This is a genomic window from Salipiger abyssi (genome assembly GCF_001975705.1).
In the GTDB taxonomy this organism is placed as follows: Bacteria; Pseudomonadota; Alphaproteobacteria; order Rhodobacterales; family Rhodobacteraceae; genus Salipiger; species Salipiger abyssi.
Genome location: NZ_CP015093.1, coordinates 3,569,760 through 3,582,996 on the forward strand (window position 1 = coordinate 3,569,760; position 13,237 = coordinate 3,582,996).

13 protein-coding genes are annotated in these 13,237 nt (G+C 67.9%); 6 read left to right on the forward strand and 7 right to left on the reverse strand.

Features of this window, described 5'->3' with window-relative positions; genetic code table 11:
- Positions 1-33 precede the first annotated feature (33 nt).
- The 5 genes from Ga0080574_RS20940 to Ga0080574_RS20960 all read right to left on the reverse strand — a co-directional run bounded on the left by Ga0080574_RS20940 (position 34) and on the right by Ga0080574_RS20960 (position 5,910).
- On the reverse strand, positions 34-1,104 hold the full coding sequence (locus Ga0080574_RS20940) for a glycosyltransferase family 2 protein (protein WP_076704044.1): 1,071 nt from the start codon (positions 1,102-1,104) through the stop codon (positions 34-36).
- A gap of 114 nt (positions 1,105-1,218) precedes the next feature.
- The gene (locus tag Ga0080574_RS20945) at positions 1,219-1,914 is read right to left on the reverse strand and encodes an FkbM family methyltransferase (RefSeq protein WP_076704047.1); all 696 of its coding nucleotides are present in this window, start codon (positions 1,912-1,914) and stop codon (positions 1,219-1,221) included.
- Between the two features lie 2 nt (positions 1,915-1,916).
- Positions 1,917-4,259, reverse strand: coding sequence for a glycosyltransferase family 2 protein (locus tag Ga0080574_RS20950; protein ID WP_076704049.1), 2,343 nt, complete (start codon positions 4,257-4,259; stop codon positions 1,917-1,919).
- The gene (locus Ga0080574_RS20955; protein WP_237219298.1) at positions 4,256-4,888 is read right to left on the reverse strand and encodes a sulfotransferase family protein; all 633 of its coding nucleotides are present in this window, start codon (positions 4,886-4,888) and stop codon (positions 4,256-4,258) included. Before Ga0080574_RS20955 ends, Ga0080574_RS20950 begins: the two co-directional genes overlap by 4 nt.
- Positions 4,888-5,910, reverse strand: coding sequence for a glycosyltransferase family 2 protein (locus Ga0080574_RS20960; RefSeq protein ID WP_076704053.1), 1,023 nt, complete (start codon positions 5,908-5,910; stop codon positions 4,888-4,890). Before Ga0080574_RS20960 ends, Ga0080574_RS20955 begins: the two co-directional genes overlap by 1 nt.
- Before the next feature lie 203 nt (positions 5,911-6,113).
- On the opposite strand from Ga0080574_RS20960, the gene Ga0080574_RS20965 reads away from it, so the two are divergent.
- Both Ga0080574_RS20965 and Ga0080574_RS20970 read left to right on the forward strand, forming a co-directional pair.
- Positions 6,114-7,022 carry an AAA family ATPase gene (locus tag Ga0080574_RS20965; protein WP_076704055.1) on the forward strand — a complete coding sequence of 303 codons (909 nt, stop codon included), beginning with the start codon at positions 6,114-6,116 and terminating at the stop codon, positions 7,020-7,022.
- 66 nt (positions 7,023-7,088) lie between these two features.
- Positions 7,089-7,805 (forward strand): RlmE family RNA methyltransferase, encoded by a 717-nt coding sequence (locus Ga0080574_RS20970; protein ID WP_076706088.1) that lies wholly within the window; start codon positions 7,089-7,091, stop codon positions 7,803-7,805.
- Here the strand turns inward: Ga0080574_RS20970 and Ga0080574_RS20975 are convergent.
- Positions 7,802-8,047: a hypothetical protein gene (locus Ga0080574_RS20975; protein WP_076704058.1), complete on the reverse strand. Its 246-nt coding sequence runs from the start codon at positions 8,045-8,047 to the stop codon at positions 7,802-7,804. The two genes, Ga0080574_RS20970 and Ga0080574_RS20975, sit on opposite strands and share 4 nt — an antisense overlap.
- Before the next feature lie 168 nt (positions 8,048-8,215).
- Here Ga0080574_RS20975 and Ga0080574_RS20980 point away from each other — a divergent pair, with 168 nt between their 5' ends.
- The 4 genes from Ga0080574_RS20980 (at position 8,216) to Ga0080574_RS20995 (ending at position 12,468) form a co-directional block, all read left to right on the forward strand.
- Positions 8,216-8,851, forward strand: a complete 636-nt coding sequence (locus tag Ga0080574_RS20980; protein WP_076704061.1) for an SGNH/GDSL hydrolase family protein — start codon at positions 8,216-8,218, stop codon at positions 8,849-8,851.
- Complete coding sequence (locus Ga0080574_RS20985) at positions 8,848-9,297, forward strand: lipocalin/fatty acid-binding family protein (protein ID WP_076704063.1); 450 nt, start codon at positions 8,848-8,850, stop codon at positions 9,295-9,297. Before Ga0080574_RS20980 ends, Ga0080574_RS20985 begins: the two co-directional genes overlap by 4 nt.
- A 150-nt stretch (positions 9,298-9,447) precedes the next feature.
- Positions 9,448-11,172, forward strand: a complete 1,725-nt coding sequence (locus Ga0080574_RS20990) for a CoA-binding protein (protein ID WP_076704066.1) — start codon at positions 9,448-9,450, stop codon at positions 11,170-11,172.
- 24 nt (positions 11,173-11,196) lie between these two features.
- Positions 11,197-12,468, forward strand: a complete 1,272-nt coding sequence (locus Ga0080574_RS20995) for a glycerate kinase type-2 family protein (RefSeq protein ID WP_076704069.1) — start codon at positions 11,197-11,199, stop codon at positions 12,466-12,468.
- 37 nt (positions 12,469-12,505) lie between these two features.
- Here the strand turns inward: Ga0080574_RS20995 and Ga0080574_RS21000 are convergent, their stop codons facing one another.
- On the reverse strand, positions 12,506-13,126 hold the full coding sequence (locus Ga0080574_RS21000; RefSeq protein WP_076704072.1) for a nucleotidyltransferase family protein: 621 nt from the start codon (positions 13,124-13,126) through the stop codon (positions 12,506-12,508).
- Between the last annotated feature and the right edge of the window lie 111 nt (positions 13,127-13,237).

Below are 13,237 nucleotides of genomic sequence, written 5' to 3' on the forward strand. Positions count from 1 at the left end.
GGCGGCGGTGGGGCGCGCAATCGACAAACGGCGCTACTCCTGGTCCTTGCCGGCGTCGTTTCCGGACGCGGCGCGCGCGCTGTTCGCATATCCGTGCAGGAGCCGGGCGCCCTGCGGTGACAGCGGCCGGCTCGGCGGCGTCATCATCAGCCGTCCCATGAGGGCACGATAGGGCTCGTCCAGCATCAGCGCCTCGAACCGCGCCTTGCGCCAGGCGACGGCGGCCGCGTGCAACTCTGCAAGCTGCGGATCCGCCGCCAGCGCCGCGCGCCGCTCCGCCACCTGCGGTGCCAGCGCCAGGATCGAGCGGTCCTCGTCGCTGTTGAAATTGCGCTCCACCCAGTAATCGAGCCCCAGCATATGGTCGGAATGCACCGCGCGGCCCCGGTCGGCCTTGAGCACATAGCTCTCCATCGCGCCCAACGGATAGTGGTTGAGCTGCGCCAGCGCATAGTTCGAGCGGCCGTAGTTGGAGAAGATCCGCCGCGTGCGGAACTGCGCGTCGAGCGCGCGCCCCTCGCCATCGAACCAGCGCGCCCCGTCCACGCGCGCCGGATCGGGGTTGCGCGGGCGGTGGACGCCGAGCTTCCGGTAGATGCCGTTGTTGCGGTAGAGCGTCTTGAACATCGCCGAGCGCCAGGGCCAGACCATGCGCACCGGCGCGGCGCGGGTGAACTGTTCGGGGACGGGGCTGTCCTGATAGCGCAGCACGCCGGCATTGCCGAAGAGCCGCCAGGTGAGCGTGATGGCATCGGCATCGGGCAGGGCGGCGATGAGGTCGGGCAGGCTGCGCGCGCCCACATGCACATTGACGAACTCGTCCACATCGAGCGGCAGCAGCCACTCGGCGGCGCGCACCGCCTCGCAACGATCGGCGCGCTTCAGCCCGGTGAACTGGATGCCGCCGCGATCGTAGGGGCCATCATTGCGGATATGGGTGACATGACCGAGTTCGGCGAGCCGGTCGAGCAGCGTATCGGTGCCGTCGGCGCAATCGTTCGACAGCGCCACCACATGGTCGATGCCGCAGCTCAGATGATGCGCCAGCCAGTCGAGCAGGAAGGCGCCCTCGTTGCGCACGCAGAGAATCGCCGTGATTCTCATGCCGCGACCGCCACCGGGATACGCGCCCCGGCCTCCGTGCCGAGGCCTCCGGGCCGGAGATGAGGCCCCGGACCGCGTCCGGGGCAGGCGCAGGGGCGGCGCGCGATCATCGGCCTACCAGCCCTTGCGGAAGGTGACGACCTTCGCCTCGGAGGCCTTGGGGAAATAGGTCAGCCCGGCGCGCTGCATGGCGTCGAACACCGCCTGCACGCCGCTTTGCCCGATCCATTGCGGATGCAGCTCGATCACCGCGCAGCGCAGCGACGACCAGTCGCCCACCGGCAGCAGATCCGCCTCCGCGCCTTCGATATCGCAGACCAGCACGTCCGGTTTCAGCTCGGCCAGTGTCTCGTCGAGCCGGTGCTGCGCGATCTGCACGGTTTCGACGATGCTGTCGGGATCCGCCTCGCGGTCCATCGAGGAGCCGAGGAAATTCTGCCGGACGTGAAACGCCACCGGCGCGCCGCCTTCCGCCGTGAGCAGCGCGTTGCGCACCTCGACATTCTCCACCGCATTGGCGGCATGAACGCTGGCGATATAGGGGATCAGCGCCGGGTTCGCCTCGTAGCTGACCACGCGCGCAACCTTGCGCTTCACCGACATCAGCGTCGACATATAGCCGATGCCGCCGCCCAGCTCGAGCACCGTGTCGCCCGCATGCACCACGCGGCTGACCGCGTCGCATTCCTTGCGCTCATAGGTGTCTTCGCGCAGCGCGCCGCGCACCCGTCCGGTGGTGATCCAGGGATGCTTGGGAATCCGCAGCCCGCGCGAGCGGATATACGGGTTCTTGGGGCCGGTTGCCTCCATGATCAATTCTCCAGATCGAGGGCGAGCGCATAGGCCACCCGCTCGGTTTCCGTCAGGCGCAGGGCGAGCGCCTGCTGGTAGAGATCTTCGAATTCCGGCGTGGCGTGCAGCGCGTCGGCCTTGGCGCGGTGCCAGTCCAGCCCGTGATCGTGCCATTTGCGCAGCTCGGGATCGGCGAGCAGCCTGTCATATTCCGCGCGGACCCGGGGGATATTGCGCTTGATGGTGAGATCGCGCGCGCCGGTCCAGTCCATCCGCACCCAGTAATTGAGCCCGATGGAGCGATCCACATGCAGCGCGCGGCCGCGCTGGCGCTTGATCAGAAAGCTCTCGGCGCTGCGCAGGGCGTAATGGTTGAGCTGCACCAGATCGTAGCCGATGCTCTTGCGCGAGCTGCGCCAGCCGTTGCGCAGCGCCTCGCCGGTCATGTCAGCGCCGGAGCCGTTGACCCATTTCACTTTGTCATCAAAGCCTTGCAAGAGCTTGTTCGGGCGATGGCAGGAGAGTTTGCCATAGGCGCCGATATTGCGGAACAGCGTCTTGAAGCCCCAGACCGTATGCGGCTTGGGGCAGTATTTCGGGGCGCAGCGGTCGAACTGGTCGATCACCAGCTTATCCTCGAGCCGCGCCACGCCGTTATGGCCGAAGAGCCGCCAGGTCATGGCGATATTGGTGGCGTCGGGCACGCGCTGAAACAGATCCGCCAGCGTGCCGTTGCCGCAGCGCACGTTGATGAACTCGTCCACGTCGATATGGGCGATCCATGCGGCGTTTTCGACCACTGGTTCTGTCAGCGCGCTGTCGAGCGCATGTTGCTGCGGCGACTTGCCCGTCCAGTCGTCATTGTCGCGATGGGTGAGCACGTCCATCTCCTGCAACCGGGTGAGGATTCCGCGCGTGCCGTCCTCGCAACCATTTGTATAGATGAGGAAATGATCCACCCCGATGGCGCGGTGATAGGCCACCCATTCGACGATATAGGGCGCCTCGTTCTTCATGCAGCCGACAATGACCGCGCCGCTGCCGCCCTCGGCGCGGGTATAGGGCGCGGCCTCGGCCTCCTCATCGAGATCGCCCAGCCGGTTATGCGGCGCAAAGACCGAGCCTTGCAGCTTCGCCAGCGCCTGGATCGCCTGCGGCGGTAGATGCGCCTTTGCCGAGGGCGAAAGTGTCAGGGTTTTCTCGATACGGGGCGTTGCCGCCGGGTCGAGCGCCGCGAGATCTGCGGTCTTGGCGGCGAGTTCCTCTTTGCTCGCCTGCTCTATGCGCCAGCGGAAGGCGAGCAGGTATTGCGTGGCGCGAAAGCCCCGCGTCGGATCGGCCTCCTGCCAGTCTGCGGTGGCCGGCTCCGGGGTCAGGTGATCGGGATCGAGCCCGGGATGGGTGGCGCAGAGCGCGGCGAGATCCTTCGCGAAGCGCTGCGAGATGGCCGACAGGCTTCCCGCGTCAATTGGCGAGCCGGATACTTTGATTTCATTCAGGAATTTCCGCCATAGCGGACGCGGGAGAACGGCCTCGTGCCGCGCCAGATAGCGCAGAAGCACATCGTTGAGTTGCCGGCAGCGCGCCAGCCAGGCGGCGGAAGGCGCGGTTGGCGGCGTCGCGGGGTCGGCCTTGCCGATGGTGTCTGCGATGTCGAAAGCGGCGCGCAGCTCTTCGGTGGTCGCCTCGCCATGGAGCCGCTCCGGAGAGATGCTGCGGAAGATCACCGATCCCGGCCCGAACACCGCCTCCCATTCCTGCTGTAACCGCTTGTAATCCAGACATAAAACCGCGCCCTGCGTCTCCGGGAACCGGCCTGCGCGCGGGTCTGCCGCCGGGCGTGTGTCGAGCGCCGACCGCCACCAGTCGGGCGCATCGGCAAGACCGAGGTCCAGTGTCAGCGGCGCCGCGCGCCCGTCCATGACCTGCGCCGCATAGCGCCGGGCCAGCATACGCGCCGGATCGTCGAGATGCGCCACGATCCGGATGTCTTCGGAGATCGGTGAAAGAATGTCGCGTAGAGACTTGATTTCGCGTTGAGATATCAGGCAGGAGCCGAGCTGATGTGCAGTCAGGATCAGCGTGACGGGCCGAGCCTGCTCTACCTCCTGCGCAAGCTGTGTCATCACCGCCTGACGCAGCGCCGCCTGTTTCTCCGGCGCGATGAAGCCGCGGTTGAAGCGCAGCGAATCCACCGCCTCGGGATCGGTGACCGCCATGAAGAGCCGGGTGTGGTTCTTGGTGCCGGGCGAGCGGGGATAGAGCACGCCCTTGCCGCGGAGCTGGTCGCGTTTGGCCTGCAATACCCGTTGCAGACGGTCGGTCACCGTCGCGTCGGGGCCGATATGAACATGGATCCTCATGCCGAGCCGGGTGCTTTCAGGGATCTGTTTTCATTCGCTTTTCCCCACCAGGGCAGCTCCAGCCCCAAAAAGTCGGAGAGCTTATTCGGCGCCTCCGGATCGGCGGTGTCATATTCTAGAAAGCGCGGGTCGCCGGCAAAGATCCGGCGCAGGAAGGCGTAATGCTGCGCCACCCATTGCGCCCGTTGCAGCCGCGTCTCGCCATAGCCGGCGGGCAGGCCGGGGATATTGCCCTCGGGTAACCGCCGCGTGCCGAGATCGGACCAGCGCAGGATGGAATGGGCGGTCTCGTCCGGATCGCGCCAGGAGGCGACGAAGCGCAGCTCCGGATAGCGGCTGCGGATCGCCTCGATCAGGCCGAAATCGGTCTGCGGCCAGAGGCAAAGCTTTGGATTCAGGACCGAAATCTCGCTCAACGCATCCAGCGCGCCGAGATGCTCCAGCGGGTCGCCCGAGCCGAAATAGCCGTCATAGAGCTGCCGTGCCACATAGCTGCCGGCGATGGCCTTGTCCGGGCAACTGCCCCGGCGCAGCTTGAAATCCGCCACCGAAAGCCCGGCGCGTTGCAGTGCCACGCCCAGCGTCGTCGTGCCGGTCTTTGGGAGGCCGAGATTAATGATGCGAACCATCAGCTTATCAGTCCAAGTTCATGTCGAAGCTCAAGTTCTCCGGGCGGGTAGGGCGGCAGCCCGCGCAGATGCTCCCACATCTCCGCATAGGCGGGCTTCCCCTTGAGTTCCCTGATTTTTTCGCGATGGAGGCGCACCGCCTCGTCATGCAGCGCGCCGATCTTTCCGCGCTTCATCTCCGCCAGAGCCGCCTCAAGCGCGGGCAGGTGGCGGTGGATCGAGCGCTCCTCCCAGGCGCGGTCGTTGCGCTCGCGCCAATAGCTGTCGTCAAAGGCCCGGCCTTCGCGGTTGACGTCGCCACGGTCGTTCTTGACCAGATAGCTGTCGAGCGAGCGCAGGGCATAATGGTTGAGCGTCGCATAGTGCCGCGCGCCGGCGGCGGGAAAGCGGCGGATGCGGCGGGTGTTGGCGGCAATGTGGAACTTGGGCGGCACCGGGCGGCCCGAGCCGTCGGTCCAGCGCGGCAGGTCACGCGCGTCGGTCTCGCGGAAAAACGGTCGGTGCGCGCCGAAATAATGCAGCGGAAAATCTTTTCGCACCAGTGTCTTGACCTCGATGGCGCTGTCCGCGCACCACAGATCGGGATTGTGGGTGCGGGTGAACTGGCCGATCACCGGGCGGTCTTCGAAGCGCTCGATCCCGTCATTGGCAAAGAACTGGAAGGTCACGGAAATCGCCTGCGGATCGCCGCAAGCCGCGATCAGCGCGGGGATCGTGTGATCGCCCGTGTGGATATTCAGGAACTCGTCCACATCGGCGATCCAGACCCAGTCCGCATCACGCACCACGGGCTGTTTCGCCGCATGTTTCAGCGCCTCCATCTGGTAGTTGCGCCCCCTGGCGGGGTTGGGCAGGTGCACCACGCCATACTCGCCGAGCGCGTCGAGCAGCCGGTCGGTACCGTCGGTGCAATCGTTTGAATAGATTAGGAAATCGGTGACGCCGATCAGACGGTTGAAAGCGATCCATTCCAGCAGGAAGGGGCCTTCGTTTTTCACACATGTCACAGCGGTTATGCGCATCGTTGCGCCCCCGCGAAATCGTTGCTCATGGGTCTGCCCGCTGCGCCCGTCCGCCCGGCGGTTGCTCCGCCATGGCCTTAATAACCTCTCGAAATCATCGCATCTCGCTGCCGTGCCGTCAATCTGCGCCCGGGGCTCTGCGACCTTGTGGGTATTGACCGGACGGGTCCGGACGGGCAAGCCGGAGGGCAGGAGGAGGCCCCATGCAAAACCCCAATTCCATCGACGATGTGCAGGCGATGCTGTCCGATACGGGCTATGTCTGCGGCCGGGCGCTGGCCACGGTCGTGTTCCTGTCGCTGAAGCTCGGCCGGCCGCTGTTTCTCGAAGGCGAGGCCGGCGTCGGCAAGACCGAGATCGCCAAGGCCTTGGCCGCGTCGCTGGGGCGCCGGCTGATCCGGCTGCAATGCTATGAGGGGCTGGACGCGGCGAGCGCGGTCTATGAGTGGAACTTTCCCGCGCAGATGATCGCCATCCGCACGGCGGAAGCGCAGGGCGATGCCGACCGCGAGATCCTCCAGAAGGAACTGTTCGGGCCGGATTACCTGGTCGAGCGACCGCTCTTGCAGGCAATGCGGCCCGATGCCAATGGCGCGCCGGTGCTGCTGATCGACGAGCTCGACCGCACGGATGAGCCCTTCGAGGCGTTTCTGCTGGAGGCGCTCAGCGATTTTCAGGTGACCATCCCCGAGCTCGGCACGATCACCGCGCCCGAGCCGCCCATCGTGGTGCTGACCTCGAACCGCACGCGCGAGGTGCATGACGCGCTCAAGCGCCGCTGCCTCTATCACTGGGTCGACTACCCGGATTTCGCCCGCGAGGTCGAGATCCTGCATGCGCGCGAGCCGCATCTGGCCGAGCAGCTCAGCCGCGAGATCGTCGCCTTTGTGCAGGCGCTGCGCACCGAGGACATCTTCAAGAAGCCGGGCGTGGCGGAGACCATCGACTGGGCGAAATGCCTGCTGGCGCTGGATGTGGTCGATCTCTCTCCCGAGGTGATCTCGGACACGCTGGGGGCGATCCTGAAATATCAGGACGATATCGCGAAGATTCAGGGCTCGGAGGCGGCGCGGCTGCTGAAAGAGGCGAAAGCGTCATTGGAACCGGGCTGATCTGGTTGCAGAATAGCCGCGATGGGGCCATGTGACCCCGAAGAGTTGCGGAAAGGCGGCATGGCCATGGCAAAGCCCCCATCGGGAAAGAACACCTCCGGGCGCGGTCAGCGCGACCTGAAGGTCAAGGTCAAGACGGCGCGCGGGCGCAAGCTCAGCTCGACACGCTGGCTGCAACGGCAGTTGAACGATCCTTATGTGAAGCGCGCCAAGGACGAGGGCTATCGCGGGCGCGCGGCCTTCAAGATCCTGGAGCTGGACGAGAAATTCCATTTCCTGAAGCCCGGCGCGCGGGTGGTCGATCTCGGCTGTGCGCCGGGCGGCTGGTGTCAGGTGGCGGTGCCCCGGGTGAACGCGCTGGGAGAGAAGAAGAACAAGCCGCAGGGCTATGTTCTGGGGGTCGATCTGCAAGAGGTGCTGCCGGTGCCGGGCGCCGAGATCCACCAGCTCGATTTCATGGAAGACGGCGCCGACGACAAGGTGAAGGCCTGGCTCGGCGGCAAGGCGGATGTGGTGATGTCGGACATGGCGGCATCCTCCTCCGGACACAAGCAGACGGATCACCTGCGCATCGTGGGGCTCTGTGAGGCGGCGGCGGAGCTCGCCTTTGACGTTTTGGAAGAGGGCGGCACCTTTGTCGCCAAGGTGCTGGCGGGCGGCGCGGAACAGGGGCTTCAGGCGCTGCTGAAGCAGCGCTTCGACAAGGTGGCGAATGTGAAGCCGCCGGCAAGTCGGTCGGATTCTTCGGAAAAATTCGTGGTCGCGACCGGCTTCCGCGGTTAGTCTTGGCTCAGGGCCGGCGGATGGCGGAACGAGGCCGCCGCCTGATCCTGAAAGGCCCGCGCGAAATGCGGTGAGACAACCCGCTCCTCGACAAACCCAGCGGCGGCGCGCTGGGTCTCCCTCTGCCGCAGCAGCGCGAAGAGCCGCGCATGCGGGGTCGGAACCGTTTCAGGCGGTGTTTCAGGATGCGGAAAAGCGGCGACGGGAAAGGCCGTCACGGTCGCTGATATCTGCCTGGTCATGGCGTGTCTCCTCCCTTGCCACTATGGCCGGGAGAGGTTTTCTATTTGGTAAATGAGGCGCCGATTGAGCGAAATTGCAGCGGAAATCAGGCTGCTATCCCTCTTGCACCTGCCGCCACTGTCAATCACTCTGACCGCTGACAGGCGGGAACGGGGCGGACGGACGGCATGACTGTGATCCTTTGTTATGGCGACAGCAACACCCATGGCACGCGGCCGATGCGTGTCGCGGGCGTCTCTGAGCGGCATGCGCGCGCGCAGCGCTGGCCAGAGGTCATGGCGCGCGCCCTGGGCGCCGGGCATGAGGTGATCTCCGAGGGGCTGCCGGGGCGCACCACCGTGCACGACGATCCGGTCGAGGGCGGAGAGCGGAACGGTATCAAGGTGTTGCCGGCGATTCTTCACAGTCACAAGCCGATCGACCTGATGATCCTGATGCTGGGGACGAACGATCTCAAACACCGGTTTTCGGTCGGCGCCTATGAGATCGCGCGCTCGGTCGAACGTATCCTGCTGGCCACCCGCGCCGAGGCGGTGACAAGGGGCGAGCTGATCGTCTGCCCGGCGCCGGCGCGCGAGACCGGCACGCTGACGGATGTCTTTGCCGGGGCCGAAGCGCGGCAGGCCGGGCTCCAGGCGCATATGCGCGCGGTGGCCGACCGCCATGATTGCGGTTTTGTCGAGGCCGGCGCGCATGTCGCGGTCTCGCCGGGCGACGGTGTGCATTGGGAGGCAGACCAGCATGAGAGATTCGGTGCCGTGATGGCAGAGCAGGCGCGCATCGCGCTGGGGCGGTTGCGGTGAGGCGCGGGCTCGCGGCGCTGCTGCTGCTCGCCGCCTGCGCCGGGACGCCTGACCTGCCGCAGGTGACGATTCCGCTGCGCAACCCCACCGCGCCGGTTGCGAGCCAGGCTGATGCCACGGCTGCACGGCTCTCGGGCGATTGGGTCGTGGTTCAGGGCGCGGGCATGGCGCCGGGCACCCGGCTGCGCTTTTCCGACCGCGTGATGGCGCTCGACGGCGTTTCCATGCCGATGGCGGCACGGGGCGCGGGCCGGTTCGAACTGGCGGGGCAGACGGTCTGGGTGCACTGGCTGGACGCCGACAACCGGACGGCGGCGATGGGCGATCCCGCCGGCGCGCGCGTCTGGATCATGGACCGCAGCGGCGCCCCGGGCGAGCGGCTGCGCGCGGCGCGCGAGATCCTCGACTGGTACGGCTATGACCTGCGCCGTCTCGACCGTCTTTGAGCCGGCGTAGGGGCTTCTCGCTGAATTATGCGGCAGGCTGGTCTTTCCCTCGCGTCAATGGCATGAAAAGGCTCGCAACCACTTGCGGTTTCACGCAAAACTGACCCGCAGGATGCGGGGAGAGGCATCTTTGAATCTGAAACTGGCCGTATGACGCGAGATTTTTCACGCCTTTTGACGCCGCGCTCGATCGCCTTGATCGGGACGGAGCTCTGGTGCCGCGGGGTGATCGACAACCTGCGGGCCATGGGCTTTGTCTGGGATATCTGGCCGGTGGTGCCAGGCTGCCGCGCCGTGGCGGGCATGCGCGCCTTCGAGTCGATCGAGAGGCTGCCGGCACCGCCGGATACCGGCTTTGTCGAAGCCGACGGGGATTCGGCGGTCGAGGCTGTCAGGGCGCTTGCGGCGCGCGGCGCCGGCGCTGCGCTCTGCGCCGGGCGGGCGGATCCCCGGGCGCTGGCGGCGGCGGCGGCGGCGGGGCGGATGCCGGTGCTGGGGCCGGGCTGTCAGGGCATCATCAACGCGCTGGAGCGGGCGCCGGTCTGGGATGGCACGCATGGGCTGCGCCCGGTCAAGCGCGGCGTGGCGATTCTGACCCGCAGCGCCAGCCTGGCGCAGACCCTGTCGATGCAGCGCCGTGGCCTGCCCATCGCCTGCCTGGTGGCGGCGGCGCCGGGCGCTGCGCAGACCGGGATCGCACGGCTCGGCGAGGCGCTGCTCCAGGACGACCGTATCACCGCTCTGGGCATTCAGGCCGAGGAGCTCGGCGATCCGGAGGCGTTTCTGGCGCTGTCGCAGACGGCGGAACGGCTGGGCAAGCCGGTCGTGGTGCTGCGTGCCGGAGACGACCCGGGCGCGGAGGCGCTGATCGCACGCGGCGGCATGGCGCGGCTGCGCAGCCCCGAGGCGCTGCTGGAGGCGCTGAAGGTGCTGCATGTGGTGGGTGCGCTGCCGGCCAATGCGCTGGCTGCGTTGGCCTGCACCGGCGGCACCGCGCAGATGGTGCGCGATCTGGCAGCCCGGCACGGGCTGCGTTTCGCGCCGTTTTCCGAGGCGCAGCGCCATGCGTTGGCGCAGGATCTCGGTGCCGGCGACACGCTGGAAAATCCGCTCGATTGCAGCCCTGCGCTCCGCCGCTCTACGCCACGCCTGGCGCGGGTGTTTTCCGAGGTGATGTCGGGCGCGGCGGTGCTGACGCTGGTAGTGCTCGATTGCCCGCGCGAGGATCTTTGCGACGACGAGAGCTGGCAGCATGTGGCTGAGGCCGCGGTCGCGGCGCGGACCCGCGTCGGCATGCCGCTGGCCATCGTCTCGACCCTGCCCGAAGGCATGCCTGAAGCCCGCGCCGAGGCGCTGATCGGGCAAAAGCTGATCCCGCTGGCGGGGCTTGCGGCGGGGCTCGAGGCGCTCGCCGCCTGTGTCACGCTGGGCGGCCCGCTGCGCCACCCGGCGCCGCTTTTCATGCCCGCAGCGCCGGGCACGCCGCCACAGCCCGGTGCGGACCCTGCTGTCGCGCGGGCGACGCTGGCGGCGAAGGGCCTCCATCTGCTGCCCGCCGATGCCGAGCCGGAGGGGCCGGCGCTGCTGCTGCACCTCACGGCCGATCCGGCCTACGGCTATGTCATGACCTTCGCGGTCGGCGCGGCGCGGGTCTCGGGCCTGTTGCCGCTGCGCGAGGGCGAGGCGCAGGCGCTGCTCTCGGCACTGCCGCTAACGCGTGAGGAGGTGGCGGCGGTTGTTCCCGCGCTGCTCTCGGTGCAGGATTACGTCATCGCTCAGGGCGGGAGCGTGGCCGAGCTGGAGCTCGGCTTTCGACCGGGAGGGCCCGGGCGGGCGCTGGCCAGCGGGCTGCGCATCCGCGCCGGGGGCGGCTGAGGACGAAGGCAAGGGACATCGCGCATGCAGGACAAACGGCTTTTCCTGACCGGGCTCTTCGAGGCTGCGGTCGCTGCCGCTGACCCCGAGCTGGCGCTGCGCGCGGCGCTGCCGGAGCGACCGAAGGGGCGCACGGTGGTGATCGGGCTCGGCAAAGGGGCGGCACAGCTTGCCGCCGCCTTTGAGCGGCTCTGGGACGGGCCGGTCGAGGGGGTGGTCGTCACCCGCTACGGCTATGCGGCGCCCTGCGCGCAGCTCCGCGTGATGGAGGCCGCGCATCCTGTTCCGGACGCGGCGGGGCTCGACGCCACGGCGGCGCTGTTCGAGGCGGTCTCGGGGCTCACGGAAGACGATCTCGTCGTGGCGCTGGTCTGCGGCGGCGGGTCGGCACTGCTGCCGGCGCCGCCCGAGGGGCTGACGCTGGAGGACGAACAGGCGCTGAACCGGGCGCTTCTCGGGTCGGGCGCGCCCATCGGCGTGATGAATGCCATCCGCAAACACGCGAGCCGGATCAAGGGCGGGCGGCTGGCGGCAGCCTGCGCGCCGGCGCGGGTGGTGAGCCTGATCGTCTCGGACGTGCCGGGCGACGATCCCGCTCAGGTCGCCTCCGGGCCCACGGTGCCCGATACGGTGGATGCAAGGATGGCGCTCGGCATGGTGGAGGCGTGGAATATTGCGCTGCCCGAGCGCGTGCTGGCGCATATCCGCAGCGCAGCCTCGGAGGCGCCGATGCCGGACGACCCGGTCTTTGCCCGCAATGAGGTGCATGTGGTGGCCTCGGCCCGGTTGTCGCTGGAAGCCGCCGCGCGCAAGGCCGAGGCGGCGGGGGTGCCGGCGGCGATCCTGTCGGATTCGGTCGAGGGCGAGGCGCGGGATGTCGGGCTCGTGCATGCGGCCATTGCCCGCGAGGTGGCGGCGCGGGGCCGGCCTTTTGCGCCGCCGGTGGTGCTGCTCTCGGGCGGCGAGACCACGGTGACGCTGCGCGGCGAGGGCGGGCGCGGCGGACGCAATACCGAGTTCCTGCTGGCCTTTGCCCATGCCATCGACGGGGTGGCGGGCGTGCACGCGCTGGCCGCCGATACCGACGGGATCGACGGGTCCGAGGACAATGCCGGCGCCTTTGCCGATGCTGGCACGGCGGCGCGCCTGCGCGAGACCGGTGAGGATGCCATGACGCTGCTCTCGCGCAACGATGCCTGGAGCGCCTTTGACCGGGTGGGCGCGCTCTTCGTGCCCGGTCCGACCGGGACGAATGTCAACGATTTCCGCGCCATACTAATCGCGGCGCCCGAATAGCGCGCGTCTGGCGGGCGATCCCGCCCACCGGTCACCCTTATGGCTGCAAGCCGCAGACTGCGGCCTGCGCCGCCTCCCAGTCGCGCCAGGCTTCCGGCGTGTCGAGATCGGTGAGCGCGCGTTTGCCCGGCAGGGCCACATTGCGCACCCGGTGCGCATTGGCCGCCAGCACCGCCTTGGCGCCCATGTCGCCGCTCAGCGCGAGCAGCGCCGGAAAGCAGTCGGCGGGGAACAGCACCGGATGGCCCGGCGTGCCGTCCTCGGCGGTGGCGCGCTGGATCGTCGGGCGCGGCACCGCGCGGAACGCGGCGATGACGCGGGCCATGTCCTCGGTGGCGATCTCCGGCATGTCGGCCGGCAGGATCATCACCGCGTCGAGCCCGCGCGGCAGCAGACCCACCCCGCGACGCAGCGACGAGGACATGCCGAGATCGGCATCGGGCACCTCGACGACCTGCACCGGCAGCCCGCTCAGCGCCCCGGCGCGCGGATGGTCATGGCCCGGCAGGGCCACGGCGACGTGATCGGCAGCGGCAAGCGCTGCGACAGCCTGACGGCGCAGGAGCGGCTGGCCCCCGACATCCATCAGCAGCTTGTCGGTCCCGCGCATCCGGCGACTGGCTCCGGCGGCGGGAAGCAGAATAGCGATTCCTCCCATGGCGCCCTTATAACGAAGTTTCGCCAACCTGTGCGTGTTTTTTCCAAATCTGTCGGAAAAGCCCCTTTGGCGAACTGTTAACCTTTGTTAATTTTTCCGGGGACATCGCGA